The sequence below is a fragment of the Shuttleworthella sp. genome (assembly GCF_057251025.1).
The window spans coordinates 29363-55111 of record NZ_DBHIDN010000008.1; the positions used below are offsets into that span (position 1 = coordinate 29363).

At 54.9% G+C, this 25749-nt stretch carries 17 protein-coding genes, 3 pseudogenes and 1 riboswitch; of the genes and pseudogenes, 6 read left to right on the top strand and 14 right to left on the bottom strand.

Features of this window, described 5'->3' with window-relative positions; all coding sequences use genetic code 11:
• Positions 1-22: 22 nt before the first annotated feature.
• A complete protein-coding gene (gene ftsH / locus ACO5R6_RS03435) occupies positions 23-1903 on the bottom strand; it encodes an ATP-dependent zinc metalloprotease FtsH (RefSeq protein WP_485625793.1) in 1881 nt (626 codons plus the stop codon).
• 243 nt (positions 1904-2146) lie between these two features.
• Here ftsH and ACO5R6_RS03440 point away from each other — a divergent pair, with 243 nt between their 5' ends.
• Positions 2147-2719: a YdcF family protein gene (locus tag ACO5R6_RS03440; RefSeq protein WP_485625794.1), complete on the top strand. Its 573-nt coding sequence runs from the start codon at positions 2147-2149 to the stop codon at positions 2717-2719.
• Between the two features lie 66 nt (positions 2720-2785).
• Here the strand turns inward: ACO5R6_RS03440 and ACO5R6_RS03445 are convergent, their stop codons facing one another.
• The 10 genes and pseudogenes from ACO5R6_RS03445 to ACO5R6_RS03490 form a co-directional block, all read right to left on the bottom strand.
• A complete protein-coding gene (locus ACO5R6_RS03445; protein ID WP_485625795.1) occupies positions 2786-4483 on the bottom strand; it encodes a RecQ family ATP-dependent DNA helicase in 1698 nt (565 codons plus the stop codon).
• A gap of 19 nt (positions 4484-4502) precedes the next feature.
• Positions 4503-5870 (bottom strand): sodium-dependent transporter, encoded by a 1368-nt coding sequence (locus tag ACO5R6_RS03450; protein ID WP_485625796.1) that lies wholly within the window; start codon positions 5868-5870, stop codon positions 4503-4505.
• A gap of 101 nt (positions 5871-5971) precedes the next feature.
• Positions 5972-7294: an AAA family ATPase gene (locus ACO5R6_RS03455; protein WP_485625797.1), complete on the bottom strand. Its 1323-nt coding sequence runs from the start codon at positions 7292-7294 to the stop codon at positions 5972-5974.
• A 73-nt stretch (positions 7295-7367) separates the two neighbouring features.
• Entirely contained in the window at positions 7368-9869 is a 2502-nt protein-coding gene (locus ACO5R6_RS03460) for a glycoside hydrolase family 3 N-terminal domain-containing protein (RefSeq protein ID WP_485625798.1), read from the bottom strand.
• Positions 9870-9951: 82 nt separating this feature from the next.
• Positions 9952-10884 (bottom strand): alpha/beta hydrolase, encoded by a 933-nt coding sequence (locus tag ACO5R6_RS03465; RefSeq protein WP_485625799.1) that lies wholly within the window; start codon positions 10882-10884, stop codon positions 9952-9954.
• 3 nt (positions 10885-10887) lie between these two features.
• Positions 10888-11451 (bottom strand): nuclear transport factor 2 family protein, encoded by a 564-nt coding sequence (locus tag ACO5R6_RS03470; RefSeq protein ID WP_485625800.1) that lies wholly within the window; start codon positions 11449-11451, stop codon positions 10888-10890.
• 157 nt (positions 11452-11608) lie between these two features.
• A complete protein-coding gene (locus ACO5R6_RS03475; protein ID WP_485625801.1) occupies positions 11609-15460 on the bottom strand; it encodes an SNF2-related protein in 3852 nt (1283 codons plus the stop codon).
• 219 nt (positions 15461-15679) lie between these two features.
• Positions 15680-17070, bottom strand: a pseudogene (ltrA, locus tag ACO5R6_RS03480) (group II intron reverse transcriptase/maturase).
• Between the two features lie 555 nt (positions 17071-17625).
• Positions 17626-18048, bottom strand: coding sequence for a flavodoxin (locus ACO5R6_RS03485; RefSeq protein ID WP_485625802.1), 423 nt, complete (start codon positions 18046-18048; stop codon positions 17626-17628).
• Between the two features lie 111 nt (positions 18049-18159).
• Positions 18160-18533 (bottom strand): annotated as a pseudogene (locus ACO5R6_RS03490) (tyrosine-type recombinase/integrase); the annotation flags it as partial.
• 151 nt (positions 18534-18684) lie between these two features.
• Here ACO5R6_RS03490 and ACO5R6_RS03495 point away from each other — a divergent pair.
• The 5 genes and pseudogenes from ACO5R6_RS03495 to ACO5R6_RS03515 all read left to right on the top strand — a co-directional run.
• Positions 18685-18816 (top strand): annotated as a pseudogene (locus tag ACO5R6_RS03495) (DUF4368 domain-containing protein); the annotation flags it as partial.
• A gap of 80 nt (positions 18817-18896) precedes the next feature.
• Positions 18897-19091 (top strand): transposon-encoded TnpW family protein, encoded by a 195-nt coding sequence (locus ACO5R6_RS03500; RefSeq protein ID WP_485625803.1) that lies wholly within the window; start codon positions 18897-18899, stop codon positions 19089-19091.
• A 79-nt stretch (positions 19092-19170) separates the two neighbouring features.
• Positions 19171-19908, top strand: coding sequence for a MerR family transcriptional regulator (locus tag ACO5R6_RS03505; RefSeq protein WP_485625804.1), 738 nt, complete (start codon positions 19171-19173; stop codon positions 19906-19908).
• Between the two features lie 94 nt (positions 19909-20002).
• Positions 20003-20323 carry a DUF3847 domain-containing protein gene (locus ACO5R6_RS03510; RefSeq protein WP_485625805.1) on the top strand — a complete coding sequence of 107 codons (321 nt, stop codon included), beginning with the start codon at positions 20003-20005 and terminating at the stop codon, positions 20321-20323.
• A gap of 995 nt (positions 20324-21318) precedes the next feature.
• Positions 21319-22881, top strand: coding sequence for an AAA family ATPase (locus tag ACO5R6_RS03515; protein WP_485625820.1), 1563 nt, complete (start codon positions 21319-21321; stop codon positions 22879-22881).
• Between the two features lie 152 nt (positions 22882-23033).
• Here the strand turns inward: ACO5R6_RS03515 and dapB are convergent, their stop codons facing one another.
• From dapB to ACO5R6_RS03530, 3 genes are all read right to left on the bottom strand, one after another.
• Complete coding sequence (gene dapB / locus ACO5R6_RS03520) at positions 23034-23810, bottom strand: 4-hydroxy-tetrahydrodipicolinate reductase (RefSeq protein WP_485625806.1); 777 nt, start codon at positions 23808-23810, stop codon at positions 23034-23036.
• 18 nt (positions 23811-23828) lie between these two features.
• Positions 23829-24722, bottom strand: a complete 894-nt coding sequence (gene dapA / locus ACO5R6_RS03525; RefSeq protein WP_485625807.1) for a 4-hydroxy-tetrahydrodipicolinate synthase — start codon at positions 24720-24722, stop codon at positions 23829-23831.
• 94 nt (positions 24723-24816) lie between these two features.
• Positions 24817-24988: riboswitch (Lysine riboswitch) on the bottom strand.
• Positions 24989-25067: 79 nt separating this feature from the next.
• Positions 25068-25562 carry a cob(I)yrinic acid a,c-diamide adenosyltransferase gene (locus ACO5R6_RS03530; RefSeq protein ID WP_485625808.1) on the bottom strand — a complete coding sequence of 165 codons (495 nt, stop codon included), beginning with the start codon at positions 25560-25562 and terminating at the stop codon, positions 25068-25070.
• Positions 25563-25749: the final 187 nt, after the last annotated feature.

Here is a 25749-nt window from a genome sequence, read left to right on the forward strand (position 1 = left end):
GCTGAATATTCTGTGAGAGTTCTTAGGACTCCGAGACATCGACGGGGTCTTCTGCCATGGGGATCCCTCTTCTCTTGACGGGGGCATTTAAGATCTCCATGAACTCGTCCCCGCTGATCGTCTCTCGGAAGTATAGGTGCTCGGCCAGTTCGTCCAGCTTGGCTTTGTTGTCCGCGATCAGCTTGCGGGCCTTGTCATGCTGTCTTGCGACCAGCTCAACCACCCTCCGGTCGATCAGGGTCTGGGTCTCGGGAGAGCAGGCCAAGGAGGCGTCTCCTCCCAGATACTGGTTGGTCACGGTCTCCATCGCCACCATGTCAAATTCATCGGACATACCATAGCGGGTGATCATGGCCCTGGCCAATTTGGTCGCCTTCTCGATATCATTGGCCGCACCTGTTGTGACAGAGTGGAACTCCACTTCCTCCGCCGCTCTTCCACCGGTCAGGGTGGCGATCTGATTCTCCATCTCCTCCCGGCTCATCAGATAGTGGTTTCCCTCATCCTCCACCTGCATGGTGTAGCCCAGGGCTCCGGAGGTGCGGGGAACAATGGTGATCTTCGTGACCGGCGCGGAGTGGGACTGGAGAGCCGCCACCAGAGCATGGCCTATCTCATGATAGGCGACAATCAGCTTCTCCTTGTCGCTCAGGATCGCATTTTTCTTCTGATAGCCCGCGATGACGACTTCAATCGACTCCTCCAGATCCTCCTGCGTCGCAAAGGACCGGCCGGCCCTGACCGCACGAAGGGCAGCCTCATTGACCATATTGGCAAGCTCCGCGCCGGAGGCTCCGGCGGCCATGCGGGCGATCTTGTCGAAATCCACATCGTCACCGATCTTGACCTTCTTGGCGTGTACCTTGAGGATGTCAATTCTCCCCTGCAGGTCCGGCAGCTCGACCGGGACCCGGCGGTCGAAGCGGCCGGGACGGGTCAGGGCAAGGTCTAAGGCCTCAGGCCGGTTGGTGGCCGCCAGGATTACAACTCCCAGATTGTCCTCAAATCCATCCATCTCGGTCAGAAGCTGGTTTAAGGTCTGTTCTCTCTCATCATTGCCGCCGAAATTGCCGCCCTCTCTCCTCTTGCCGATGGCGTCGATCTCATCAATGAAGACAATGCAGGGGGCCTTCTCCTTGGCCTGGCGGAAGAGGTCCCTGACCTTGGAGGCTCCCATGCCGACAAACATCTCGACGAATTCAGATCCGCTCATGGAGAAGAAGGGAACATTGGCCTCGCCCGCGACGGCCTTGGCCAGCATGGTCTTACCGGTTCCGGGAGGGCCCACGAGCAGGATCCCCTTGGGCATCTTGGCTCCGATGGCCGTGTACTTGTGCGGATCATGCAGGTACTCGACGATCTCCTGCAGGTTTTCCTTGGCCTCTTCCTCTCCGGCTACATCGTCAAACCGGATGCCATCCGAGCTCTTGACGTAGACCTTGGCATTGGACTTGCCCATGCCGAAGCTCAGAGAGTTGCCGCCAAGCGCCCCTCCCATCCGATCCATCATTCTCCGCGACAGGAATTCGCCTATGGCCCAGAAGATCAAAAGGGGCAGGATAAAGCTGAGGAGGAAGCTCATCAGCGGGCTGACCTGCGTGCGGATCTGACCGGAGAACTTGGCCCCGGACTGGTAGAGCCGGTCGGTCAGTCCCTGGTCATTCACCAGGCCGGTCGCATACTTGTTGCCGGTCTTGTCTGTAAATACGATCTGACTGCTGTCGATGCTGACCTCATCAATCTGCTTATCATTGGTCATCTGGATGAAAGTGGAGTAGTCCACATTCTTAATCTGGGAGGACGCAAGCCTTGGCAGGATCATGGTATTGATAACGATCACAGCGAGCAGGATCACCAGATAATAGACTGCCAGCGGACGCCTTGGTTTCTTAACTTCATTCATAAACAACGCTCACTTTCTGTCGTGAAATCGGTCTGTCACACAAAATCCGTCTCGATCTTCTCATCGGAGATGGCTTTTGATATATTTAGCACTCTATCACTTTGTCTGCTAGCAATCCAGCCCTTGTGCGCAATTTAATAGAAAGTTAATAAATTGACAACTGTGTTAAGATGAGAGCAGTTTTCACAATGCTTTCGCGAAACTGCGAATCCGCCGAATCCGAGTAAAGCACAGGGAGGAATTATGAACCCCGTCATCCTGATTATCTACCTTCTTTTCATCGCGATCGTCTTCGCCTTCTCTGTGGCGACGGGCGCCATGCTCTATGCCGCCCGCAGGCTCACGCCTGATCCGGCCTCGGCGCATCTTCCCGACACTCTGATTCTCTTGGGATGCAAGACCAGGACCCCTTCCATTGAGGGCAGGATTCGGACTGCGGCGAGTTGGCTCAAAGCCCATCCCAAGAGCATCTGCATCTGCTCCGGCGGGCAGGGAGAAGATGAGGAGACCTCAGAGGCCCGGTACATGAAAGAGGGCCTTTCGGCCCTCGGCATCGACTGGAAGCGCCTTCCCATGGAAGGGCATTCCAAAAATACGAGAGAAAACCTGGCCTTCTCCCACCGGCTGATTGCCTCTCTGGCCCGTAGCGAGTCCGTCATCTTAGTCACTTCCGCTTTCCACTGCTACCGGGCGGTCTATCTGGGCCGAAAAGAGGGGCTGTCCTGCCTTGCCCTTCCCGCCCCCAATCCCAAGAGAAGCTTTCTCCTCTTCTACCTTCGGGAGGTCATTGCCATCTGGGCCTGCTGGCTCTCTTGAGAAACTCAGACAGAACGTTTCTGTCTGCCTCTCTTCTGCATCCATCCTCTGAACATCCCCTGAACGCTAGTCCTCTGCCTCTGAGAGCAGCTTAAAAAAGCGCCAGCCGAAATTATCGTATTTGGTCTCCGTCATTCCCGGCAGTTCAAGCATCTGCGCTCGGTTCCCGGGCCTTCGCCGACAGATTTCCTTTAAGGTGCGCAGATTGCAGATCATATAGGGAGCGACGCCGTTCTCTCCGGCGATCTCCTTGCGCAGGTCATCCAGCCGTCTCAGAAGCTCCCTGTCCTCATCCGAGAATCCATCTCCCTCAGGGGCTACAACCCGACGGATGTCAAGCGCCTGCAGGTGGCTATGGTATGTCCCGGAGCCTGCGATGCCTGTTCCTCCTCCGGGATGATCCTTCCGCTTCCTGTCCCCATGCATGAAGTCATCCGAATCTGCCGCCACCGCCGTCAGATCATCCCATCCGATGCCGGTGAGATGAGCCCGAGGCTCAGAGATCGGCTCTCTCTCCCCCGCGGCCGCCCCGGCCTCCTCCTCTGCCCGACAGCAATTGGAGCACTTGCCGCACTCTCCCTGCGGCTTCTCTCCGAAATAGCGGAGAATATAAGACCTGAGGCACTTACCGGTCCTGGTGTATCGCTCCATGAACCGAAGGCGGTCCAGATCCCGGTCCTGAGCCGTGAGAATCTCTGCTCCGGTCATCCCCTCGGGGTAGTCCTTGTGCTCCAACAGATATCTGGCGATGACATAGTCCTGTCCGTCCACCAGGAGAAGGGCCTCAGCCTCCTCCCCGTCACGGCCGGCCCGGCCCGCCTCCTGATAGTAATTCTCCATGCTCTGGGGCATATTAAAGTGAATGACCCGGCGGACGTCCGGTTTGTCAATCCCCATGCCGAAGGCATTGGTCGCCACCATGACCCGGGTCCGGTCCGTGATGAAGTCCTCCTGACTTCGGGCTCGGTCTTCGGCCTCCATGCCGGCATGGTATCTGCCCACCGACAGGCCCTCTTCTCTGAGGACCTCGTAGACCTCCTCCACCTTCTTCCTGGTGGAGCAGTAAATGATGCTTGTCTCCTCCCTGTGCCCTGCCATGTCAGTGATCAGCCAGGCGATTTTGTCGGCGGGCCGGACCAGGGCGAAGTAGAGATTGGGCCGGTCAAAACCGGTCACTAAGAGTCCCGGATCCTGCAGGTGCAGGCTCATGGCAATGTCATCTTGGACCCGCTTGGTCGCTGTGGCTGTGAAGGCGGCGACCACCGGCCGCTTAGGCAGGCTGATGACGAAGTCATGAATTCTCTTGTAGCCGGGCCTGAAGTCCTGCCCCCACTGGGAGATGCAGTGCGCCTCATCGACGGCGATCAGGCAGATATCCGTCGTCATGGCGAAGGTCATGAACTCCGGTGTAGAGAGCCGCTCCGGAGCGACATAGACCAGGTCATAGCGGCCCCGGGCAGCATAGCTTAAGGCCCTTACAATCTGCGCATCTGTCAGGGCCGAATTGATATAGGCAGCGTGAATTCCCGCCGCGTTTAAGGCGCGAACCTGGTCCACCATCAGGGAGATCAGAGGCGAAATGACGATGGTCACCCCGGGAAGAATAAGAGCCGGAAGCTGATAGCAGATGGACTTTCCGGCGCCGGTGGGCATGACGGCCAGGACATCCCTCCCCGCCAGGATATCCGTCACCATCTCCTCCTGGCCGGGTCGGAAATCCTCATAGCCAAAATACGCTTTCAATAGGGCTTTGGCTTCTTTCATATCCTCCTCTTGACCGCGCTCAGATGAAGGCATTGACCAGTCCGTAGATCAGAATCAGGGCGACAATCGCAGGCAGGACATAGGTCATGTAGCCTCTCATCCAACCGGCCACCTTAAGGCCTTCGCCCTCATTGGCCTCATCCGTGAACTTCTTCCAGCCCCAGCCGTAGCGGCTGACGCAGAAGATGATGAAGGTCAGGGCTCCGCCGGGCAGAAGGATGTTGGACACCAGGAAATCCTCCAGGTCCAGGATGCCCGTCCCCTTGCCCAGGGGCTGAATGAAGGAGAGGACGTTGAAGCCCAGAGCGCAGGGAAGGGAGAGGATGCCGACGATCAGCATATTGATAATCCCGGCCTTCTTCCTGGAAGAGCCGGTCAGGTCCATATAGCAGGCCATGATATTCTCGAAGACCGCCAGAACGGTGGACATGGCCGCGAAAGACATGAAGACAAAGAAGAAGCTCCCCCAGAAGCGGCCAAAGGCCATGTGATTGAAGACATTGGGAAGGGTGATGAAGATGAGACTGGGGCCCTGATCCGGCTGGATCCCGTAGGCAAAGCAGGCCGGGAAGATAATCAGACCGGCCGTGATTGCCACAAAGGTGTCAAGGACTGCCACATTGACGGCCTCTCCCATCAGACTCCGCTTCTTGTCAATATATGATCCGAAGATGGCCATAGACCCGATGCCCAGGCTCAGGGTGAAGAAGGCCTGGTTCATGGCGCCGACGATAACCCGGAAGAGACCGGCCTGCCTGATATGCTCGGCCGAGGGCATGAGATAGAACTTAAGCCCCTCTTCCGCTCCCGGCTGCAGAACGGAGTTGATGGCGAGGACAATCATGACTGCCAGAAGCGCCAGCATCATCCACTTGGTCACCCGCTCCAGGCCGCCCTGGAGTCCACCCATATTGATGACGAAGCCGAAGACCACAACCGCAAGGACAGCGATCACGTTCGCCGCCGGGCTTCCCAGCATAGAGGAGAAGGCCTCCGCCGTCCCACCGGCGTCCATGCCCTCAAAGCGGCCCTGAACCATGTAGACGAAGTACTGGAGCATCCAGCCGGCAACCGTGGTGTAGTACATCATAAGCAGGTAGTTGCCCAGCATGGAAAAGACACCGTGAATATGCCACTTGGACCCTGGCTTCTCAAGCTCTTGATAGAGCTTGACCGGGCTCTTCTGTGAGGCGCGGCCCAGGGAGAACTCCATCGTCAGAACCGGGACTCCCAGGATGACGAGGAAGAGCAGGTAGATAATGACGAATATCCCGCCCCCATACTGTCCCACCATATAGGGGAACTTCCACACATTGCCGATTCCGATGGCGCAGCCCGCCGAAATCAGAATAAAACCAAGCCGACTTCCTAATCTCTCTCTTTCCATATCTCTTTCCTTTTTGCGGGCACTCCCTCTCACAAGACATATTCACAAAGCAGTCTGCCCATCAACTGCGATCCGCGCCTCTTGGGCAAGTCCTGATCCACTCACGAATGATCGGATTTTCCCTCATCTTTTTCCGGGCCCTTTCCGGGGTCCTTTCCGGGGTCCTTTCCCGGGTCTTTTCCAGGGTCCTTTCCCGGGTCTTTTCCAGGATCCAACTCATCTCTTAGGTCCTCCGGAAGAATCTGCTTCATCTCCTCCGCTCCGGGGTTCTCAAGCCTTGCGATGCGGCGGGCCTGGTTGGTGATAACCGTCTCAAAGAGGTTCCTTGCCTCACGGGCATTCGCGAAATTCCTGGGATTCTGCGCCTTCTTCAGCAGGAGCAGGCTCTTGACCCGGTCTCTTGCGTCATCTGCCAGAACATACTCGTATTTTCTGCAGTTGCCCTCAAATATAGTCAGAAGTTCCTCGATGCTGTAATCGGGAAAATCAATGTACTTATTAAAGCGGCTCCTCAGACCCGGGTTCGACTCCACAAACCGCTTCATGGGCTCGGTATATCCGGCAACAATGACGACCAGATCGTCCCGGTGGTCCTCCATCGCCTTCAAAATGGTCTCCACCGCCTCCTGCCCATAGTCATTGCTTCCGTCTCCCGGCGTCAGGGCATATGCCTCATCGATAAAGAGGACGCCGCCCAGGGCAGCCTGGATCTTCTCCTGGGTCTTCAGGGCCGTCTGCCCCACGAATCCGGCCACAAGACCGGACCTGTCACACTCAACCAGCTGCCCCTTGGAGAGGACACCGATCTGCTTGTAGAGACGGGCAATGATGCGGGCGACTGTCGTCTTGCCGGTACCCGGATTCCCTGAGAAAACCAGGTGCAGGGAGACCGGAGCCAGTTTCATGCCGGCATCCCGGCGCATCTTCTGGACCTTGACGAAATCATAGAGTTCCTTGACATCATGCTTAATGGAAGAAAGCCCCACCAGAGCGTCCAGGTCCTCCATGGGATCCGTCTCAGGCTCCTTATTTCCAGCCTCCTCAGTCCCTTTTATCTTCTTCTCAGATGCCTCCTTGCCGGCTTCTGTCCCCTCACTCTGAAGGTCAGGCGCCCTGTCAAGCCCCTCTCCCTCATCCGATCCTCCTTGGATTCGGTCCAGGTGATCTGCATAACTTGGCCCAAGCCCGGCCGGTCCGGAATCCGACCGGTCCCGGTTCAATGTACCGAATCGGTCCTTGACTTGCCTCAAGGCCTCCTCCGCCTGTCTCAGCGCATTCTGCGACTGGGTCAATCGATCTGCCGAGCTTGGCATATCCTCTGCTGGCTTCTTCCGTCGATCGGAGGGGCTGAAGAAGTCACTGTAGGTTGACCTGATCGACCGCCGACTCTTCTTTCCCTCATCTGAACCGAAATGAAGTTCCATAACACTCTCCCTGTTCTCCTGCGGATCTCCTGCTCTGCGCGGGATCCGGTTTATTCCACGCTGATCTCCTGCACTATGACCGTCTTATTTTACCCTTTTCTCCCCTCTTTGTGGCAGCTGTAAGCCGTTCCGCCATACGGACCAGGCGGGAAGCGTCCTTCAGGAGGTCCTCCCTGGTCACTCTGCCCTCAGCCAGTCCCGCCAGAGTCCTCTGATAGTCCCTCTTGCTTCCCGGCATGAAGAGATCATTCCCGGCCGCGGCCACCAGAGCCGGATCCGGAGCAGGATACTTCCCCTTCCTTGGGACGGTTCCCCCCTCGATCAGCCAGTCCGTCATGACAATCCCCTCAAATCCGAACTCAGACCGGAGAATGTCCTCATTGAGCGCCTTGCTGCAGGAGGTGTGTCTCCCGTTCAGCAGGTTGTATGAGGTCATCAGGGCACAGGGCTGGCTCTCCCGAATGCAGATCTCAAATCCCTTCAAGTAGATTTCCCGCATGGCCCGCTCGGAGACCAGGGAGTTATTTCCGTAGCGGTTGGTCTCCTGGTTGTTGGCCGCGAAGTGCTTGATGGTCGTGCCGCATCCCGGATTCCCCTGAACGCCCTTCGTGATCGCGGCTGCGAATTTGCCGGAGACCAGGGGGTCTTCCGAGAAGTACTCAAAGTTGCGACCGCAGCGCACATCTCTCTGGATATTCAGGGCGGGCGCCAGCCAGAGCTGGACCCCAAAGCGCTGCATCTCATCCCCCACAATGGCACCCCAGGAGGCTGCCAGAGACAGGTTCCAGGTCTGGGCAATGGCCGTCCCGATCGGGATGGCCGTGGCGAACTGGTCATAGATGGTCATTCCGGACTTTCGAATTCTTCGCATGGTCCGATTGGAGGAATACCGAAGCCACCAGATGGCCACACCGGGCAGGAGATGTCCCATGCTGTCAATCATGGGATTATGACCGTAACTGGTCACAGATCCGTTCTCATTGACGACATAGTGAGGGTTCAAGCGCAGACCGGCCGGTCCGTCCGCCATGATGATTGGCTTGAGTCCTCTCGCCCGAAAGCATCCGGTCGTCTCTCCCGCGGCGCCGGAGACATGCGAGGAGGCCTCGCCGATCGCCGTGAGAAAACGCGCCCCGGGTTGGAAGGCCCCCGTTGTCACCAGGACCAGCTCCTCATTGGTCAGCTTCTCCGCCAGCGGATCGATCTTTTCCTTCCTCTCATAAGAGACCTCTTGGCAGCGGATCCCCTCTCCGCTTAATTTTAAGACCGGGAGGTCCTCCTCCGGCAGTCTTCGCCGAGCCTTCTCCGGCCTGAAATCTCTGAAATCAACGGTCCCCGGCAATTTCTTCACCCGGCGGGTGACACAGGTGCGGTCTAATTCCAAGCCCAGAACCGGCCGGGTATTCCGACTGTCCCTTCCGACGCGGAGGACATAGAGGCCCTCTTCCAGCAGATAACAGGACCTGTCACTGTCATAGGAGGCCAGGTCCGCCAGGTCGAATTCGAGGTGGAGAAGAACTTCCTCTCCGGCTGCCAGCTCTCCCGTCTTGGCAAATGCCGCCAGGACCTGATAGGGCTTATCGAGCCGACCCTCCGGAGCTGAGACGTAGACCTGGACGGTCTCCTTGCCGGCCCGGCTCCCGATATTCTTCACAGAGACATCCACTCTGACATGGCCCGAGGGCTCAGGGAAAGCGCGTGTCTGTCCCAGCGCAAATTCACTGTAGCTGAGTCCATAGCCGAAGGGGAAGAGAACGGGCTTATTCAGGCTGTCGAAATAGCGGTAGCCAACATAGACCCCCTCCCGGTAGCGGGTGTCGTATTTCCCGCCGAAGTCCCCGATCTGAGGATAGCTCTTCTGTCCCGCCCAGCTGGTCGTAAGCTTTCCTGACGGATAGGCAATGCCCAGGAGAATTCTGGCCAGCACCTGCCCGGTCACAGCCCCCAGCTGAGAGAGCAGAAGAATGTTGTCGACCCGGTCTGCCAGGGGACTCAAATCAACCGGCCCGCCGACATTTAATACCAGCATAAAGTGCCGATAGCGGGACTGGCACGCGAGGATATCCCGGATCTCCGTCTCGGTCAGGAGGAAGTCGCCGGGCAGAAATTTCCTGTCACTCCCCTCTCCGGAGACACGGCTTAAGACATAGACCGCCGTATCCCCCTTGCCCTCCAAGGGCAGATCATAAACCGGCTCAGGCATGACAGCCCCCATCCCGTATACCGCAAGAAACTGGTGGGCCGCACGGGCCTCTCTCCTGAGCCTCCTGATCCAGGGAAGGACCGCCGCCCTCTTGATCCGGTCATAGGCATCCAGCCAGGCCCTGGTCGTGATGATAAATCCGGCCCTCTTCAGCCCTTCCTCGATATTGATGGAAAAACGGGAATTCACATCCCCTGACCCGGTCCCCCCCTTGATGGTCCGGCGGGCGCCGGAACCATAGAGGGCAAGCTTTCCCGGTTCCCGGAGGGGAAAATCTCCCTTCTTCTTCAAAAGGACCGCGCACTCGGAGGCCTGCGCAAGCACCTGTTCCAGATGTGCTTTCTCGTAATCATTTATTTGAAAGACAGGCATGAACTTCTCCTTCATAGTCAGAAAGCGTCCTCCCCCTTCTCCTGAGAGAGCCGATGGGGAGTCGCGAAACGGCACAGATGGCTTATTCCCTGTGGGGCCGCATATCCTCGGGCATGATCCGGCCCAGGAAGGCTCCGACATAGCGGCGGTAGCGCTCCGGATCCACAAGAACACTCTCGGCGTGTCCCGCTCCCTCAAACAGGTGAAGGCCGGTCTCACCCTCTGTTGCCTCCTCCATTCTCCGGCTGTTCTCCGGAGAGATCAGACGGTCTTCCCTTCCATGCATGAAGAGGATGGGCACCTGATTGCCCCGCAAGCTGTCAATTGGCCTTGCTTTCTTTAGGTCGAAGCCGAAGAAAAGCTTAGCCATGAACATGGCAAGGGTCAGAAGGAAGTCCGGGATACGGGCCTTGGAACCGGCGCCTCTTAGGACATTCTCTATATCGGCGAAGCCGCAGTCCGCAACTGCAAAGGCGACCTCCGGCCTGGCATAGAGGCATGCGACTGTCGTTGCCGCTCCCAGAGACTCTCCGTGCAGGCCCAGGATGATATCCTCTCCGTAGCGGTCCCTGCTGTCCCTGATCAGGGCAAGCAGGTCCTCCCTCTCCCGAATGGAATAGGAGCAGGGGGAGGGACTGTTGCATCCGTGCCCGCGCAGGTCGTAGATGATACAGTGAAACCCCAGGCTCAGATAGGTCGGCAGGTATTTGAGATCTCCCATGCGGTTGTCCGTATGGCCATGGGAGAGAATGACGTATTTCTTAGAATCCGGCTGCTTGGGATTGGCGACGAAAAGGGTGTGAAGCAGGTAGTCCCTGTATCCTCTGACCCGGTACTCCTTCTTCTCAAGCGAGTCCCAGTAGGAAGTATCATAGTGGGCATCCTGCCAGGCCTTGGCCTCTTCGATGGTCTGGCGCCTGATCCCGGTGATGTACATAGCTAAGCCCGCAGCAAGCAGGCAGAGGGCTGCGAGGGCAATCGCGACCACCAGCACAATGATGTGAATCAAGTTCATCTGCTACTCTCCAATGTAAGTCCAGCGGCCATCCCTTCGGCGAAGCCTCGCGACAAAATGCCGATGAAAAAAGCCTTTCATGCCATAAATCCTGGCCCTTTGCAGGCTGACTCCGGTGACGGTGGCATAGCAGTCTGCAGCCGAATCCGCTCCCGGATCCGAATTCTCCTCAGCTTCTTCCTCTGCCGATTCAAGCTGAACTGACTCGGCCCCTGCTGATTCGGCCTCCGCTGATTCGACCTCCGCCGGTTCGTCCTCCGCCGGTTCGTCCTCCGCCGGTTCGTCCTCCCCGCTTTCCTCGAACACAAGATGGACCTGCACCCTCTGCAGCTCAATCCCGGAATAGGAGATGTCTCCCCGCTTCAGTTCCTCCAGAAATTCCTCCAGCTTTCGGTCTCTGCCGTTGACGCCGCTCATGCGGACATTCTCATCCATCAGACTGCGAAGAAGGACTGTATCCGACTTGCAGAGGGCGTCCATCAGCCGGCGATAGGCCTGATAGGCTTCCTTCTCCATCGGAGTCAGTTCCCGGGCAAAGCTGTCTTTTTTCTCTTGATGCCTGGTCATGCTTCTTCCTGCGTTTCCTCTCCGGTCTGAATCAGATCCATCTCTTCTTGGACCCGGCCGGATCTGATGAATCCATTCCGAGTCAGTTGTAGATACTCCGCTATTCTACCACACGACGGCCGAAGCCGCTCTGCCGGGATTCGAAGGTCTCACCCGCTCAGGACAGAAGGTCCAGCAATTCCTCCTGAGACAGCCGGCCCAGAGAATCTGACCGCCCGCTCAGAATGGCATCCGCTAAGTCCTTCTTCTTCTCCTGCAAGTCGAGAATGCGGTCTTCTATGGTGTCCTTTGCAATCAGGCGAAAGACAGAGACGTCTCTGGTCTGACCGATCCGATGGGCCCGGTCCGTCGCCTGATTCTGTGCCGCCAGATTCCACCAGGGATCATAGTGGATCACCAGGTCTGCCCCGGTCAGATTCAGACCGGTCCCCCCCGCCTTCAGAGAGATCAGAAAGACCGGGGTCTCGTCCTCGTTGAAGGCATGCACCAGACGAAGGCGGTCCTCCTTACTGGTAGCGCCCGTAATCTTGTAAAAGGAGATCCCCTCCCGGGCCAGGTCCTCCTCCAGAAGGGCCAGCATGGAGGTAAATTGAGAGAAGACCAGCATCTTGTGTCCTCCGTCAATGGCAGATGTGATCAAGTCCAGGCAGGCCTCCCGCTTGGCAGACTTCCCTTTGTACCCCTCCATCAGGATCGATGGATCGCAGCAGATCTGCCGGATTTTGGTCAGCTCCGCCAGGACCTGGATTCTGTTCCGGTTATAGACCTCTCCGGTCACCGCAAGCATAGATCGCATTCTGATCACCCGGGCGTCGTAAAGTTTTCTCTGCTCTCCCTCTAGACGCGCATAGCGAACCTCTTCTATTTTGGCCGGCAAGTCCTTCAAGACATCTTTCTTCAACCTGCGCAGGATAAAGGGCCCTGTCATCCGCCGCAGCCTGGCCATCACCGCCTCATTCTCCTCTCTTGCGATCGGGAGCTCAAAGTCCGTCCGAAAAGTCTCATAGCGATAGAGGAAGCCGGGCATGAGGAAGTCGAAAATGGACCAGAGCTCCGACAGACGATTCTCAATCGGCGTCCCGGTCAGCGCAAATCGATGGTCGCTGTGAATGATTTTGACCGCCTTGGAGACCGCCGCTCCGGGGTTCTTGATGTACTGCGCCTCATCCAGGACCTGAAAATCAAAGGTCATCTTACGATAGATGGCTATATCTCTCTTGAGCAGGTCATAGGAGCTAATCAGGACATCCGTCTGCTTCCAGTCGGCCAGAATCTCCTTCCTCTGTGAGACCATTCCTGTTACGGGAACCGCAAGAAGTTCCGGGGCAAAGCGGGTCAACTCCTCCTGCCAGTTGTAGACCAGGGAGGCCGGACAGACAATCAGAGACGGCCGCTTGACCTCTCCTCCCCCCTCACTGCGCTCCCTCTTCTCTGCTGCCAGGACGGCAATCATCTGCAGGGTCTTTCCCAGGCCCATGTCGTCGGCCAGAATCCCCCCGAAGTGATTGGCCGCCAGAGTCCGAATCCACTTGTAGCCATAAGTCTGATACTTGCGGAGTACCCCGGACAGGTTCCGGGGCACATCATAATCCGACTCTGCCACGGTCTTAAAGCCCTTGATCAGCTTGCGAAAGCCCCGGTCTCTGTCTGCGGCAATGGCGTCGTGATCCTCCAACATCTGATTGATATAGAGGGCCCGGTAGAGCGGCAGGCGCATCTTCCCCTCTGTGAAATCCTCGGGCTTCACCCCCGTGTCATCCATGAGCCGGACTAGCATTTTCATGGAATCCTCCTGGTCCAGGCGGATGAAGGCCCCGCTGCGGAGCTTGTGGTAGGCCTTCTTGCGCCGATAGGAGTCCAGGAGCTCCATCAGTTCTCCCGTCGACATGTCTTCGGTGGAAATTTCCAGGTCCATGAGATTTGAGGTCACAGACACGCCAACCCGAATCCGAGGCATATTGTGGATGGACAACTTTCGGAAGGCCTCCGACCCCTCCACCCGGCCCAGGCGCTTAAGACGAGCGATCCCGGAATCCAGGATCTCATAGATGGCGTCGTCCGTCGCCTCTCTACAGAAAGAGGCCCATTTTCTCTCATAGAAGGGGAAGTCCGCCTGCAAGGCGGCCAGAGCCCTTGCCTCCTGCTCCGGATCCCTCCCCGCGTCATAGACATCCCGCCGGTCTTCCTGCGGCAGCAGGGGAAAGGTCCTGTCCCCGTAGCTGACCTTGCCGTCTGCCAGCAGGAGGCCGTCCTCTATGTCCAGCCGGAAGGAGAACTCGGCCTCTTCCGGCAGAATTCCCATGGCCTCGTAATCAGCTGCTTTTAAAATGGCGATCCTCGGATTTTCCTCCAGACGGGGAAGTACCCTATAGTAGAACTCCGCCAGGTGCTTCTTCCCGATAAAGAGCCGCAGAGATCTCCCCTCCGCCGCCTTGGTCAAAGGCATCAGAGATTCCTCATCCTCCCTGGAGAAGCGGACCATTTTCCCGTCGTAAACCGCATAAGAGGCCTCCCTGCCCCGAATCTGCACCGGCAGATCGCCGGTTACGATCAGTCCCTGGACATCGGAGGCCGAGATGATGTCTGTGCCACCGGCCAGGCGATAGAGGTCCTCCGGCCTGACCAGATTCTCCAGTCTCTCCGCCATCTCAGAAGCAGCGTGGGGCTCATGGGCCTCGATCTCCGCATAGGCATCTCCTTCCTGCGCAAGTGCCCTGTGATAGAGCTTGTCCAACTGATCCGGGCCGAGCTTGTCCAAGTTCAGGAGAGGATCTATGCGAAGCCGGATCTTTGGAATATGCTTTCCCGGCCGCAGGCTCGTATATCCTGCACTCCTTGTCTTATCACGCAGTTCTGCAGACCGGCCCGCCTCGAGATACCGGTAGAGGAAGTCCGCCGCATCCCCCTCCAAGGGCATCCCCTGAGCCAGCTGAAAGGAGGACTGCTTGTAATAGGGATAGCTGTCACTCAGGCGCTTCTCAAGAAGCAGTCTGGCATCCACCTGGCTCCGGATCAGGGAATAGGCCTCGCGGGAGCTCTCATGAAAGGTCTCCTGCTGAAAATGCAGGGTATCCCGCTTTCCCAGGGGCAGAGAACCTCCCTCCTCGACCAGGTCCACCAGATTCGTCAGATCCTTGACCACATAGAATTGATTCACCCCGATCCGAAAGGAGAGCGTGAGCCCCTCTGCATCCTGAATGAGACGGGGAATCAGCCGAATGATCGGATTTGCCCCCTGCCTTCCATCCTCCTGCGCCGTCACCAGGCGGGAGAAAGAGGACAGGAACCGGTCTCCCCTCTCATCCGTGGCATCTCCGGGATTGTACTGTCTGATGTAGTCCTGGAGCAGGTAGATCGCTGCCATCTCGTGGACGCAGATCTCATGCTTCCGGTAACCGAAGAGATAGCTCCGGCAGTTCTCACATCGGATATCCGTAAAGCGATCTCGTGAGAAGCAAAAGTATACCTTGCCCGGATGCCTGGCGAAAGATGTGGAACTATTAGGCCGATAGAGGGCCTGAAACTCCGCCCAGGCCGTGTCCGCCCGGCCTCCGGATCCATAGTGCATCTTGAAGAAATCGACCCGCATTCTCCCCTGTTCGATCAGCTCGTTGGCCCGGCTTTTTAAGTCCGGAGATGCCTTGAAGTCGGCGGTCAGCTTTCTGATCTGAAAGAAGGCGTCCGCCTCTTCCAAGTAGCCTTCTGTCTCATCCCCGAACAAGACCTCCTTCTCCGAAAGGTCGATTCCCTTCTCCTGCTGCCGGAACAAGAGCACCGCCGCCATATGTGCGCAATTCTTCCCCTCCTGGGCCTTTAGGCAGTTACAGCCCATGGAGAGCCTTCCCTCTGAAAGGCCCCGAATCGAGACATCATAGACCCGGTCCGCCAGGACCCTGGCCATGCAGCTGTCCTTCGTGGCTATGAATCCCTTGACCGCCTTCTTGTGACAGAGACGGACACCCTCTTCCAACTCTGCTCCTGAGAAATATTCCTTCCAACCTGCTGTCATGGTCCACCTCGGTTCAGCCTGTCCGCTTTTCTTTTAGAAATTATTATTTTAGCACAAGGAAGAGACAAGGACCTTGTCCTTCGTCCTCCCATGAGAGAGTCCCCTGGCACTTCATATCGAGCAGGAGGCGGTGATTAGCCGCCGGGCGATCGAGTAGGAGGCGGTGATTAGCCGCCGTCCTCTCACACCACCGTGCGTACCGTTCGGTACACGGCGGTTTCAACAGTTGACGTGCATGGACTGGTACGCTGAGGCGAGATCATAATAGCCCCAGTGTATCAGTCTTTCTTTACTTAAAGCCCATTGTAACGACGGCGTATGCGCCGTTCTCCAATACGACTTTCGACTGTATGCTCCCTTGCATGCGGCCCATTCTGGCAATCCCAGACCGAGAAGCTTCCGTTTACGTGTCCGTGGCAGTTTCCACTGCTTCCAGATACACATCCGTATGCGTCTGTACAGCCACCCGTTCAGGTCTTCGATGTTGCTCTTCATGTCCGCAATTCCATAATAGTTCAGCCATCCGCGCGCAGAAACCTCTATTCGCTTCATGGCTTTTACGATACTGCCGCATCTGCTCCGGGAAGTAAGCATCCTCAGTTTATCCTTGAACTTCCTGTATGACTTCGGGTGTACGCGGATATATACTCCGTTCTTCCCTTTCCCGAAACAGAAGCCAAGGTACTTAAAATTTCGGATTGCAAACACGCTGACCGTTCTGCTTTTCTCCCGGTTCACCCTCAGGTTCAGGGCTCCCTCAAGATACTTCACACCGGATTCCAATAGTCTTTGAGATGCCCGCTCGCTTTTCGCCAGCAGAACAATATCGTCCGCATAGCGGATGCATGGCACCCCTCGTCTCTTGAATTCCTGGTCGAATTCGTTCAGATAGATGTTCGCAAGCAATGGCGATAGATTTCCGCCCTGCGGGGAACCTTCCGTTGTCCGAACAACAACACCGTCCTCCATCACGCCACTCTTCAGATACCGTTTGATCATCTGAATCACTCTTTCATCTTTGACATTCTGTCTCAGAAGATTAAGCAGTTTTACATGATCGATCGTGTCAAAGTACTTGGATAGGTCAAGAACTACCGCCCTTGTGTATCCCTTTTCCGCGTACTCTTTGATCTTTTGAATGGCATCCTTCGCGCTTCTTCCCGGCCGGTAGCCATAGCTTCCGTCCGAAAATAACGGCTCATAGATGGGCATCAACTGCTGGCGATTGCCTGCTGGATGATGCGGTCGATTACCGTCGGAATACCAAGCTTTCGTACTCCGCCGTCCGGCTTCGGGATCTCTTTACGCCTCACAGGCGATGGGGTGTAATGTCCACTCCGTATTTTTGCGATCAGCTCGCTTTGATGTTCCCTCAGCCATGGAAGCGCGTCCTCGATGGTCATCCCATCGATTCCGGGCGCTCCTTTGTTTGCCTTTACTCTCTTATAGGCCCGGTTCAGGTTGCCCTTATCCAGGATCTTTCCGAGAATATCCGGCTCTGCACTGTCTCTTTCCTTCCATATCCGGTTGAACGAGCGGTGCGCTCTCACATACCCTTTGCGTTCCGCGCTATCTCTTTGCGAGCAGCTGTCTTTGTTTTCTGCAATCATGTGCCCGTTCTTCCTTTCCGGGTCGTACTTAAGACTCCTGTTGATTCGGTCCTTCACGGTTATGCCGCTACTATGACCTCTGCTGACTCCTGTACGTTCAGCACTGTCTTGCGACGGTGGTTACTCCTTTCAGAGCCTATCGTACAGGCCTCCCCGGGTACCACACGTTTCTTTCCCTCCATCTACCTGCCTCATCTATTTTCGCTGATTCCGTGTAGTTATTGGGCTTCGGCTTGTATGGCAGTCTTACCCTCAGCGACAACCTTATATGAGATTTCTGTTCGTCAGGCCAGAGGTTTGCCCTCGGGTTAGTAGGTTCCCAGAATCCGGCTTCCTTCAGATTCCACCTCACGGCGGACACCCTTGCCTTCGGCTATATCCTTCCCACTACCGGGCGGATTCCGGACTTGCACCGGTTAGAAACGTGCGCCGCCGGGCGCACCACGAGAGAATCCCCCGGAGCTCTTATGCCCCGGGGGATTCTTCCTGGCTTTGTATGGCCTGTAACAATTTTAAGATTCGATTCGGCTTCATCCGGTTTCTTTGGGCTTCAGCTTACACCAGAGCTGCGCCCAGGTCCTTGCAGGCCTCAACCGCTTCATCGTCCGGAGCATCGTTGCAGATGACCGGATCACAGGCCAGGCTGATGCCGGCTCCCTCTGCATCGGCCTTCCAGTCGTCCATCCAGATGCCGCCGCCCCAGCCCCAGGAGCCGAAGAGGGCCACCTTCTTGGCGCCGAGAGAGTCCTTGACCTCATCCCACATGGGCTGGAACTCAGTCTCCTCCAAGACCTCAGCTCCCATTGAGGGGCAGCCGAAGGCGAAAGCATCATAAGAAGCGATCTGCGCAGAGTTAAAATCTGCCGCTGCGATCAGGTCTGCCTGGCCGCCTGCCTTCTGCACGCCCTCTGAGACCGCCTTGGCCATGGCCTCCGTATTCCCTGTGCCAGACCAGTACACAATTGCAACCTTGCTCATTTTCCTTCCTCCATTCTGTGGACGTCTTCATTGTTAGTCATTGCTAACTGAAGACATTATAACCTCCTCTCTCGAAAAATGTAAGTCCCTCGCCGGCATTTTCCCGCTTCCTTATATCAAATTCGACAGCAACCTCATGACAAGACCGATATCCTGATTTTCTAATTCCTGAATGACATGGAGATAGGTCTTCTGCGTTGTTGTCATATTGGCATGTCCCAATCTTCTGGCCACACTTGCAATGGAGACCCCGGCATACAGGAGAATAGAGGCATGTATATGGCGAAGCCCGTGGACTGAAATCACCGGAATCCCCGCCTTCTTGCAGCGCCTCTCCAGAATGCCGTTGACCGATTCAAGAATTTGATCTTCTTCTGTGAAGGGGCTCTCCCCTTAATAATCACCTTCCTGGTGGGATCACGCGGAATCAGTCCTTCGTCCACAGCGTCGAGGACAGCGCCCTTTAGCTGATGATAAAAATCTATGGCTTCTGTGTATTACCCGGCAATGCTTTATGAGGAAGCCAGGAATATAGCTTGAACATCCGTAACTCAGGGTATCAATACTCTCATAACTATGGATATCAGTTCATTATAAAAATCTCGGATTTTTGTCTTGAAAACTGACCCATTATAAGAAAAATCAAGAGCATATCACAGGGCATATTCCAAAGAATACCAAGCTAAAAATCTTGAAAAGTTGAGAGAGTATGAACGGATAAAAGCACGAGAATACAGAGCAAGAAAGAAGCTACAAGCAACAACCTAAAATCAAATATCAACCAATACAAAAAGAGGTTTCCTAATCACAGGAAATCTTTTTTTGTGCAAGTCGAAAGGAGGAACTGAATGGCAGAAAGTGAGAAAACAGACATCAAAGAAAAACAGATAGAAGAACAACCCCGACACCGAAAGCCCGACGGTATTCTAACAAAAAATATAAAGGGCAAGACCTTTGTAACGGAGATATATTTTGACAAAAACAGCAAGGAAACATTTCAAGATAAACTGTTTAAGGTAATACATTCTAAGCAAGAAAAATAAAATAAAAATATTTCTAAAAAAAATATTGACTATAACATAATGTCATAGTTTAGAATATAAATTGTTAGGAGGTAGGTACATGTACATGATAAAAAAAGCAAGTGAGATTAGTGGTGTGTCAGTAAGAATGTTACATCATTATGATAAGATTGGTTTGCTGTCTCCCCAAAAATCAGAGAATGGATATAGGTATTATACAGAAGAAGATATGGCATGTTTACAAACAATACTATTTTACAAATATTTGGGGTTTCCATTAAAAAAGATTAAATCACTAATAGAAAAAGATAATACCGAAATATTAACTCACTTGAAAAGACAATTGAACTTAATGCAAAAGGAAAAAGAGAAGCTCTTAACATTGATGGAAACATTACAAAAAACTATTGATTATGAAGAAAGGAAAATTACTATGTCAACAAAAGAAAAATTTAGTGGATTTGTTTATCAAGACAATCAGAAGTATGAAGAAATGGCAATTGATAAGTATGGAAAAGATGTAATTGAAAAATCTATGAAAACTCTAAAGGGAAAAGAAGTAGAATTTACAGAAAAGCTAAATCAAATATTCACTTCATTTGCAGAAAATATGGCTAAAGGAGTTGAAGCAACATCAAAAGAAAATGTTGAGCTTGCAAAGAGTTTACATGAATACATCCGTCAGTATTCTTTTGATTGTTCAATAGAAGCATTTTCAGGTATAGGTTATGGATATAAAGAAAACCCTGAATTCAAAAGTAATATAGATAGATTTGGAGTTGGAACAGCTGAATATGCTTGCAATTCAATTCAAAAGTATGTTAGTGAAGCAAGATAACAGTCAGGTAAGAAACAATTTATGAGAAACAGTAAATCAAAAATGGTTTACTGTTTTTTCTTTGCCTGAAAACAGAAAGAAAGGAAAACAGAAAATGAAAAATATAGACGAAAAAATTTTAATGGCAGAAGAAGAAATCAAGCAGTTACAAAACAAAAGAAAAAAGCTCATCAGTCAGCAGAAACAGGAAGAACGAAAGAAAAGAGATAGACGGCTTTATAAAAAAGGAGCAGGCTTTGAAAGTATCTTTACCGAGAGTAAGAATTTTACCAAAGATGAATTCTATCAGCTCATCACATTCCCAAACATCAAAGAAGAAGTCAATCGAAAAATTCTAAAAATCATAGGGAAGCGAGGACAAAGCGAAAATCAAAATACAGAAACACAAGAGAAAGTAACGGACATCGAGGAATAGTCCCTTGTTTACAAGGGTGCACTTATACACCCTAAAGGGTGTGTGCGTTCTCCGAAGGCTCTTAGCAGAGGGCATATCAGCTAACGCTGATACAGGGGAGCTACACTCCCCTACGGAAATAAATTTCCTACCCCTTGTGTACTTCCCAAAAGAAATCGGATAAAAGCTATCCGATTTTTTGGGGAAGTCTTATCCATCGCCACATCAAAGTATCAGAAAAACGAAAGGAGGTCTTATCTTATGGCAATATATCATCTTAGTATAAAGATTATCTCAAGAAGTAAAGGCAAAAGTTTCGACAGGTCCTTCTCAGCAAATGGGCATTTGTCCTTTTTGCTCACGAAATCCACTGCGCGATCTGCTATGATGAGAGGCAGATTTGGAGGACGGCTATGAGCAATCTCTTTGACATGATATTAGAGCAGGACGGCCTGCGCTTCAGCGATTTCCTGGATGATGCCGGAAAGGATGAAATCCGCGCTTTCTGGGATAATCTTGTAGGCGATCGTGGGTCTGTGACCGATGCGGAAATCGACTCCGTCCTGAGTACTTACAAGGGACTGGGCGTCATTGTGCCCGCCGATAGCATCAACAGCGACCAGGAGAAGGAGCTGCGGGCGCTCGACCGGACCTGGGAGGCCGGCGCAAGAGGTCATAAGCCGACCCGATCCGCCATCGCCCACTGGCTGAACGGGGGCTATGATCAGCCGGAGATCGAGGACCAAAAAGATCCTGATGCGGCCGTAAATGACTTCAAGAAGGGTCTGATCGACAAGACCTCTGATATCATCGGGGCCGGCAAGGAGGCGCTTCGGTCAGCCGACAAAAAGGCCGACGACCTCCTGGATGCCCTGACGCAGGAAATCCAATCTTCCACTGCCGGCGGAAATGACAGGAAGGCCGGCGCAGCCTTGACCGGAGCCAATATCGATCCGGCGGCCTCCCTCCCCCCGGATCAAGCCGGAGCAAGTCCCGCGACCTCCCCTGTAAGCAAGATGGATGGGATTTCCAAGCTGCCGACCCTCCCCCCTGGTCCGAAGGCAGACCATCCCGGGCTGGAAGCCTCCTGGCAACTGCTCTTCCAGACCAATCGTCAGGCGGATGAGAGGCATCCCCTTATGATCCTCTCCGACCCTATGAACCGGATCCCCCATCACCAGGTCGGAGCCTTCACGGATCCCGCCCGGCAGACGGCCTTCGAATTCATCTACCAGGGCTCTGCGACCTCTGTCAAGATCCTCCAGCTGGACCGCCGCTTTGTCCATTTGCTCTCCTGGCTGGGCGGCTGCCACATCGCAGTCAAGCTGTCCGGCCGCCACTTCGATGCCTCCCGGACCGATCCGCTCCGTGACCGCCACGGTCTGACCCATGTCAGCGGCTATGCGGTCTACAAGATCACCGCCGTCGACCTGAATGCCAACAGCATCCTGCAGACGGCCAATAATGACTTCCTCCAACTGGTCATCCGCCGCATGCTGGCCTCCAATCCCAAGGAAACTCTGCCTAAGGAGACCGAGGAGGAGCTGGACTTATCCGACCAGACCATGCTGATGACCGACATGCCGGCCATCATCGACTATGTCAACTGCGCCCAAGATGCCCTGCCCTCCAATATCTTGAACTGGTCCCGCCGACAGATCGCCATGGTCAAGTCTGAGTCCGTCAGCACCGAGGAGCAAAAGCACGCCCAGCGCGCTCTCTCCATCATGCTCAATGTCCAGTGGCAGGGCAACTATTTCCCCCCAATTGATCCGGCAGAGGCCAAGCGGATCCTCGACGAGGAGCTCTACGGCATGGAGGCGGTCAAGCAGCGGATCATCGAGACCATCATCCAGATCAACCGGACCCACACGCTTCCGGCCTACGGACTTCTCTTGGTCGGGCCCGCGGGAACCGGCAAGTCGCGTGTCGCTTACGCCGTGGCCCGCATCCTGAAACTCCCCTGGACCTCCTTGGATATGAGTGCTATCCGGGACACAGAGGCTCTGACCGGGTCTCCCCGCGTCTACACCAACGCCAAGCCCGGCAAGATCATGGAGGCCTTCCAGCAGGCAGGTTCCTCTAACCTGGTTTTCATCATCAACGAGCTTGATAAGGCCGGAATCAATGCCAACAGCGGCAACCCCGCTGACGCCCTCCTGACCCTCCTGGACAACATCGGCTTCACGGACAACTATATGGAGTGCATGATCCCAACCTCCGGCGTCTATCCTATCGCAACGGCCAACGACCGCCAGTTCATCTCCGCTCCGCTTCTGACCCGTTTTGCCCAGATCGACATCCCGGACTACAGTCCCGCGGAGAAGAAGGTCATCTTCCGCGACTACTCCCTGCGCAAGACCATGGACCGGATGGGACTGTCCCGATCTGAGATCCGCTTCACGGATGAGGCCATTGACGCCATCATTGACCGCTATTCCAAGGTCTCCGGAGTCCGTGACTTAGAGCAGGCCGCAGAGCACCTGGTCGCTCATGCCCTCTACCTGCTTGAGACGGATGAATCGGGTCCAAACCAGGTTGTCTATCAGGCGGAGGATGTGCGAAAACTCCTCTTCTGATCTGAGTCGCTTTTGACCCGGCCCGACGATTCCGGTCTCAATCCATATATAGGGGACTTTTTATAAGAAAAGAGGCTTGCCCCCGGATGGTCCCATTCCACCTGGGGGCAAGCCTCTCTTTGCCGATTCATTCGAGAATTGACAAGTGGCCGTCACAGCTGCGACGAACTTCCGGCCGCAATCACGTCCGCCATATCATAGTGGCCGGCCCGCTTTCCCGCCAAGAATTTGGCTGCCTCAACCGCCCCCTTGCCGAAGACGGCCCTGGAGTAGGCGGTGTGGCGGAAGCTGATCAGCTCATCCATGCCCGCGAAGATGACCTCATGCTCCCCGACAATATTCCCCCCGCGGACAGAGGAAATCCCGATCTCCTTCGGATCGCGGGCCCGGCGCTGCTGACTCCTGTCATAGACATAGTGGTAGGAATTCTCCTGCGACTCATTGACCGCGTCCGCCAGGGCGATGGCCGTGCCTGAGGGTGCATCCAGCTTCCGATTGTGATGCTTCTCCACGATCTCGACGTCAAATCCTGCCCTGCAGAATACATCCGAGGCCCTGTGAAGCAGGTCAATCAGCGTATTGATTCCCAGGGACATATTGGCAGACCTGAGAACCGCCACCTCCTTCTCCGCCTCTCTCACATGGTCAAGCTGCGCCTGCGAGAGTCCGGTCGTACAGAGGACGAGGGGGATCTGCTCTGCCACACAGTAATCGAGCAGGGCATCCTCGGCCGAGGCATTTGCGAAATCAATAATGACATCCGCATCTACATGACAATCCCTGATATCCGTAAATACCGGGTAGGAGTCCTCCGGTTCCGTACAGCGGTCCACACCGGCCACAATCTCTATCTCAGGGTCTTCTTCAATGATCTCTGTGATCATTCTTCCCATATGACCCTTGCAGCCATGCATAATCACCTTCACCATGCTTCTTTCCTCCTTCTCTTACAGATCAATATGCTCCTCGAAGGCCTCGAGAGAAGCCTTGAGTCGAGCCGCATTTTCAGGCTCCATCGAGCACAGGGGGGCCCGCAGGGGACCGCAGTCGGCGCCCAGCATATTCATGGCTGTCTTAACCGGGATGGGGTTGACCTCACAGAAGAGGGCGTTCACCATGTCCAAGGACTCCAGCTGCATCTTGGCCGCCAGCTTCACATCCCCATCGAAGAAGGCCTGCACCATGTCGTGGGTGTGTTGGGGCGCGATGTTTGCGATGACTGAGATAACACCGACGCCGCCGATCGAGAGCAGGGGGACAACCAGTCCGTCCTCTCCGGAGTAGAGCTCCAGCTTCCCGTCGCACAGGCGCATGGTCTCTGAGGCCTGCGCCATATTCCCGGTTGCCTCCTTGAGTCCGACAATGTTGTCCCTCTCCCAAAAGAGCTTTGCCATGGTCTGGGGCTGGACATTAGTCCCGGTCCTGCCCGGCACGTTGTAGACAATGATGGGAAGCCTTGTGGCGTCCGCGATCGCCTCGTAGTGCTCGATCAAGCCCTTCTGGGTCGCCTTGTTGTAATAGGGCGTCACGACAAGAGCAGCGTCACAGCCCGCCTCCTCTGCGGCCTGAGTCAGCTGGATGGCTGTGAGCGTCGAGTTGGATCCTGTGCCCGCGACAACAGGAATCCTGCCCCCGGTATAATCAACTGCCGCCCGGATGACCTCCTTGTGCTCCTCCTCGGACAGGGTCGGGCTCTCACCGGTGGTCCCGGTGATGATGATCGCGTCGGTTCCATGATCAATGTGGTAGTTGATCAATTCCTTGAGCTTGGCGTAATTGACCGTCTGATCCTCGTTCATGGGAGTGACAATGGCGACTCCGCTTCCTCTGAAAACAGGCATATGCTCTCCTTTCATCCCCGGCCGGGACGAGCCCCCGGAAGGGATCATAAAATAAGACCGGCTGGGGCACAGCCGGTCATCATTCCTCTAAATGATCACTGATAGCGCCCCATCTTATCAGATGACAGTTGCAGCCTTCTTCAGACTGCACCCAGGGAGTCGCCCGCAACAGCGCTCCCTTCGGCACGGATTCCTTCCACTGAACTTCACCTGCGTCTGCCGCATCCACTCAGCTACTCTTAATCTGCGCAACCTCTACCTTGTGCTGTCGATCTCTCGACAGAATTCAGTTGTCTGCCGAGACCTGCTCGACACTAGCAATATACTCTCTATGGGCCGCCGGTGTCAACTGCCGGCAGGCAGTTTCTCTGGCACAATGTCATAGACCGTGTCCGCGATCTGCCGAATGGCATCCGGCAGGTGATTTCCGGTCAGGATGACGGAGACCGGGGGAGACTTGACCGAGAGGACCTCCACCAGGGCCTCTGCCGGAATCAGGCCTCGCTCTATGACACCGAGTACCTCATCCAGGACCAGAAGGTCACATTCATCCACGGTCAGGACCTTCTTGGCGAACATGATGGCATTCTCGAAGTTCTTCTTCTCCTCTTCCTGCTCCTCGCGGGTCAGGTCATCATAGCCCTCGATGTTCTGTTCAAAACGAAAGACCTTGATCTCCGGTTCCAGGCGGCTGAAGAAGTCCTCACTCAGCTGCCCCTTTAAGAACTGAATCATCGTAGCGGAACCTCCGGTGGAGGCCACCTTGATCGCGTTTCCGATCGCGGCAGAGGTCTTACCGTAGCCCTCTCCGTAATAGACGGTTATCTTTCCTTCTTGCATATTTGCTCCTGTCGAAGCGGATCAGGTCCTGCCCTGCGGCATATCCGGACCCCTTCTGCCTCTGTATAAGCTCCGCTGACACTTGCAGCCGGCTGTATAGAACTTGTGAAAATTCTATCATATGCCCCCTGCAAGAATCAATTGCCGCGATATGCCCCCGGCTTCTTGCAGTTTTAATAGATTGTGC

Bases quoted from the DNA above. Each gene is read 5' to 3' on its own strand.
- ftsH (WP_485625793.1), bottom strand. From the start codon at position 1,903: ATGAATGAAGTTAAGAAACCAAGGCGTCCGCTGGCAGTCTATTATCTG.
- ACO5R6_RS03440 (WP_485625794.1), top strand. From the start codon at position 2,147: ATGAACCCCGTCATCCTGATTATCTACCTTCTTTTCATCGCGATCGTC.
- ACO5R6_RS03445 (WP_485625795.1), bottom strand. From the start codon at position 4,483: ATGAAAGAAGCCAAAGCCCTATTGAAAGCGTATTTTGGCTATGAGGAT.
- ACO5R6_RS03450 (WP_485625796.1), bottom strand. From the start codon at position 5,870: ATGGAAAGAGAGAGATTAGGAAGTCGGCTTGGTTTTATTCTGATTTCG.
- ACO5R6_RS03455 (WP_485625797.1), bottom strand. From the start codon at position 7,294: ATGGAACTTCATTTCGGTTCAGATGAGGGAAAGAAGAGTCGGCGGTCG.
- ACO5R6_RS03460 (WP_485625798.1), bottom strand. From the start codon at position 9,869: ATGCCTGTCTTTCAAATAAATGATTACGAGAAAGCACATCTGGAACAG.
- ACO5R6_RS03465 (WP_485625799.1), bottom strand. From the start codon at position 10,884: ATGAACTTGATTCACATCATTGTGCTGGTGGTCGCGATTGCCCTCGCA.
- ACO5R6_RS03470 (WP_485625800.1), bottom strand. From the start codon at position 11,451: ATGACCAGGCATCAAGAGAAAAAAGACAGCTTTGCCCGGGAACTGACT.
- ACO5R6_RS03475 (WP_485625801.1), bottom strand. From the start codon at position 15,460: ATGACAGCAGGTTGGAAGGAATATTTCTCAGGAGCAGAGTTGGAAGAG.
- ACO5R6_RS03485 (WP_485625802.1), bottom strand. From the start codon at position 18,048: ATGAGCAAGGTTGCAATTGTGTACTGGTCTGGCACAGGGAATACGGAG.
- ACO5R6_RS03500 (WP_485625803.1), top strand. From the start codon at position 18,897: ATGGCAGAAAGTGAGAAAACAGACATCAAAGAAAAACAGATAGAAGAA.
- ACO5R6_RS03505 (WP_485625804.1), top strand. From the start codon at position 19,171: ATGTACATGATAAAAAAAGCAAGTGAGATTAGTGGTGTGTCAGTAAGA.
- ACO5R6_RS03510 (WP_485625805.1), top strand. From the start codon at position 20,003: ATGAAAAATATAGACGAAAAAATTTTAATGGCAGAAGAAGAAATCAAG.
- ACO5R6_RS03515 (WP_485625820.1), top strand. From the start codon at position 21,319: ATGGATGGGATTTCCAAGCTGCCGACCCTCCCCCCTGGTCCGAAGGCA.
- dapB (WP_485625806.1), bottom strand. From the start codon at position 23,810: ATGGTGAAGGTGATTATGCATGGCTGCAAGGGTCATATGGGAAGAATG.
- dapA (WP_485625807.1), bottom strand. From the start codon at position 24,722: ATGCCTGTTTTCAGAGGAAGCGGAGTCGCCATTGTCACTCCCATGAAC.
- ACO5R6_RS03530 (WP_485625808.1), bottom strand. From the start codon at position 25,562: ATGCAAGAAGGAAAGATAACCGTCTATTACGGAGAGGGCTACGGTAAG.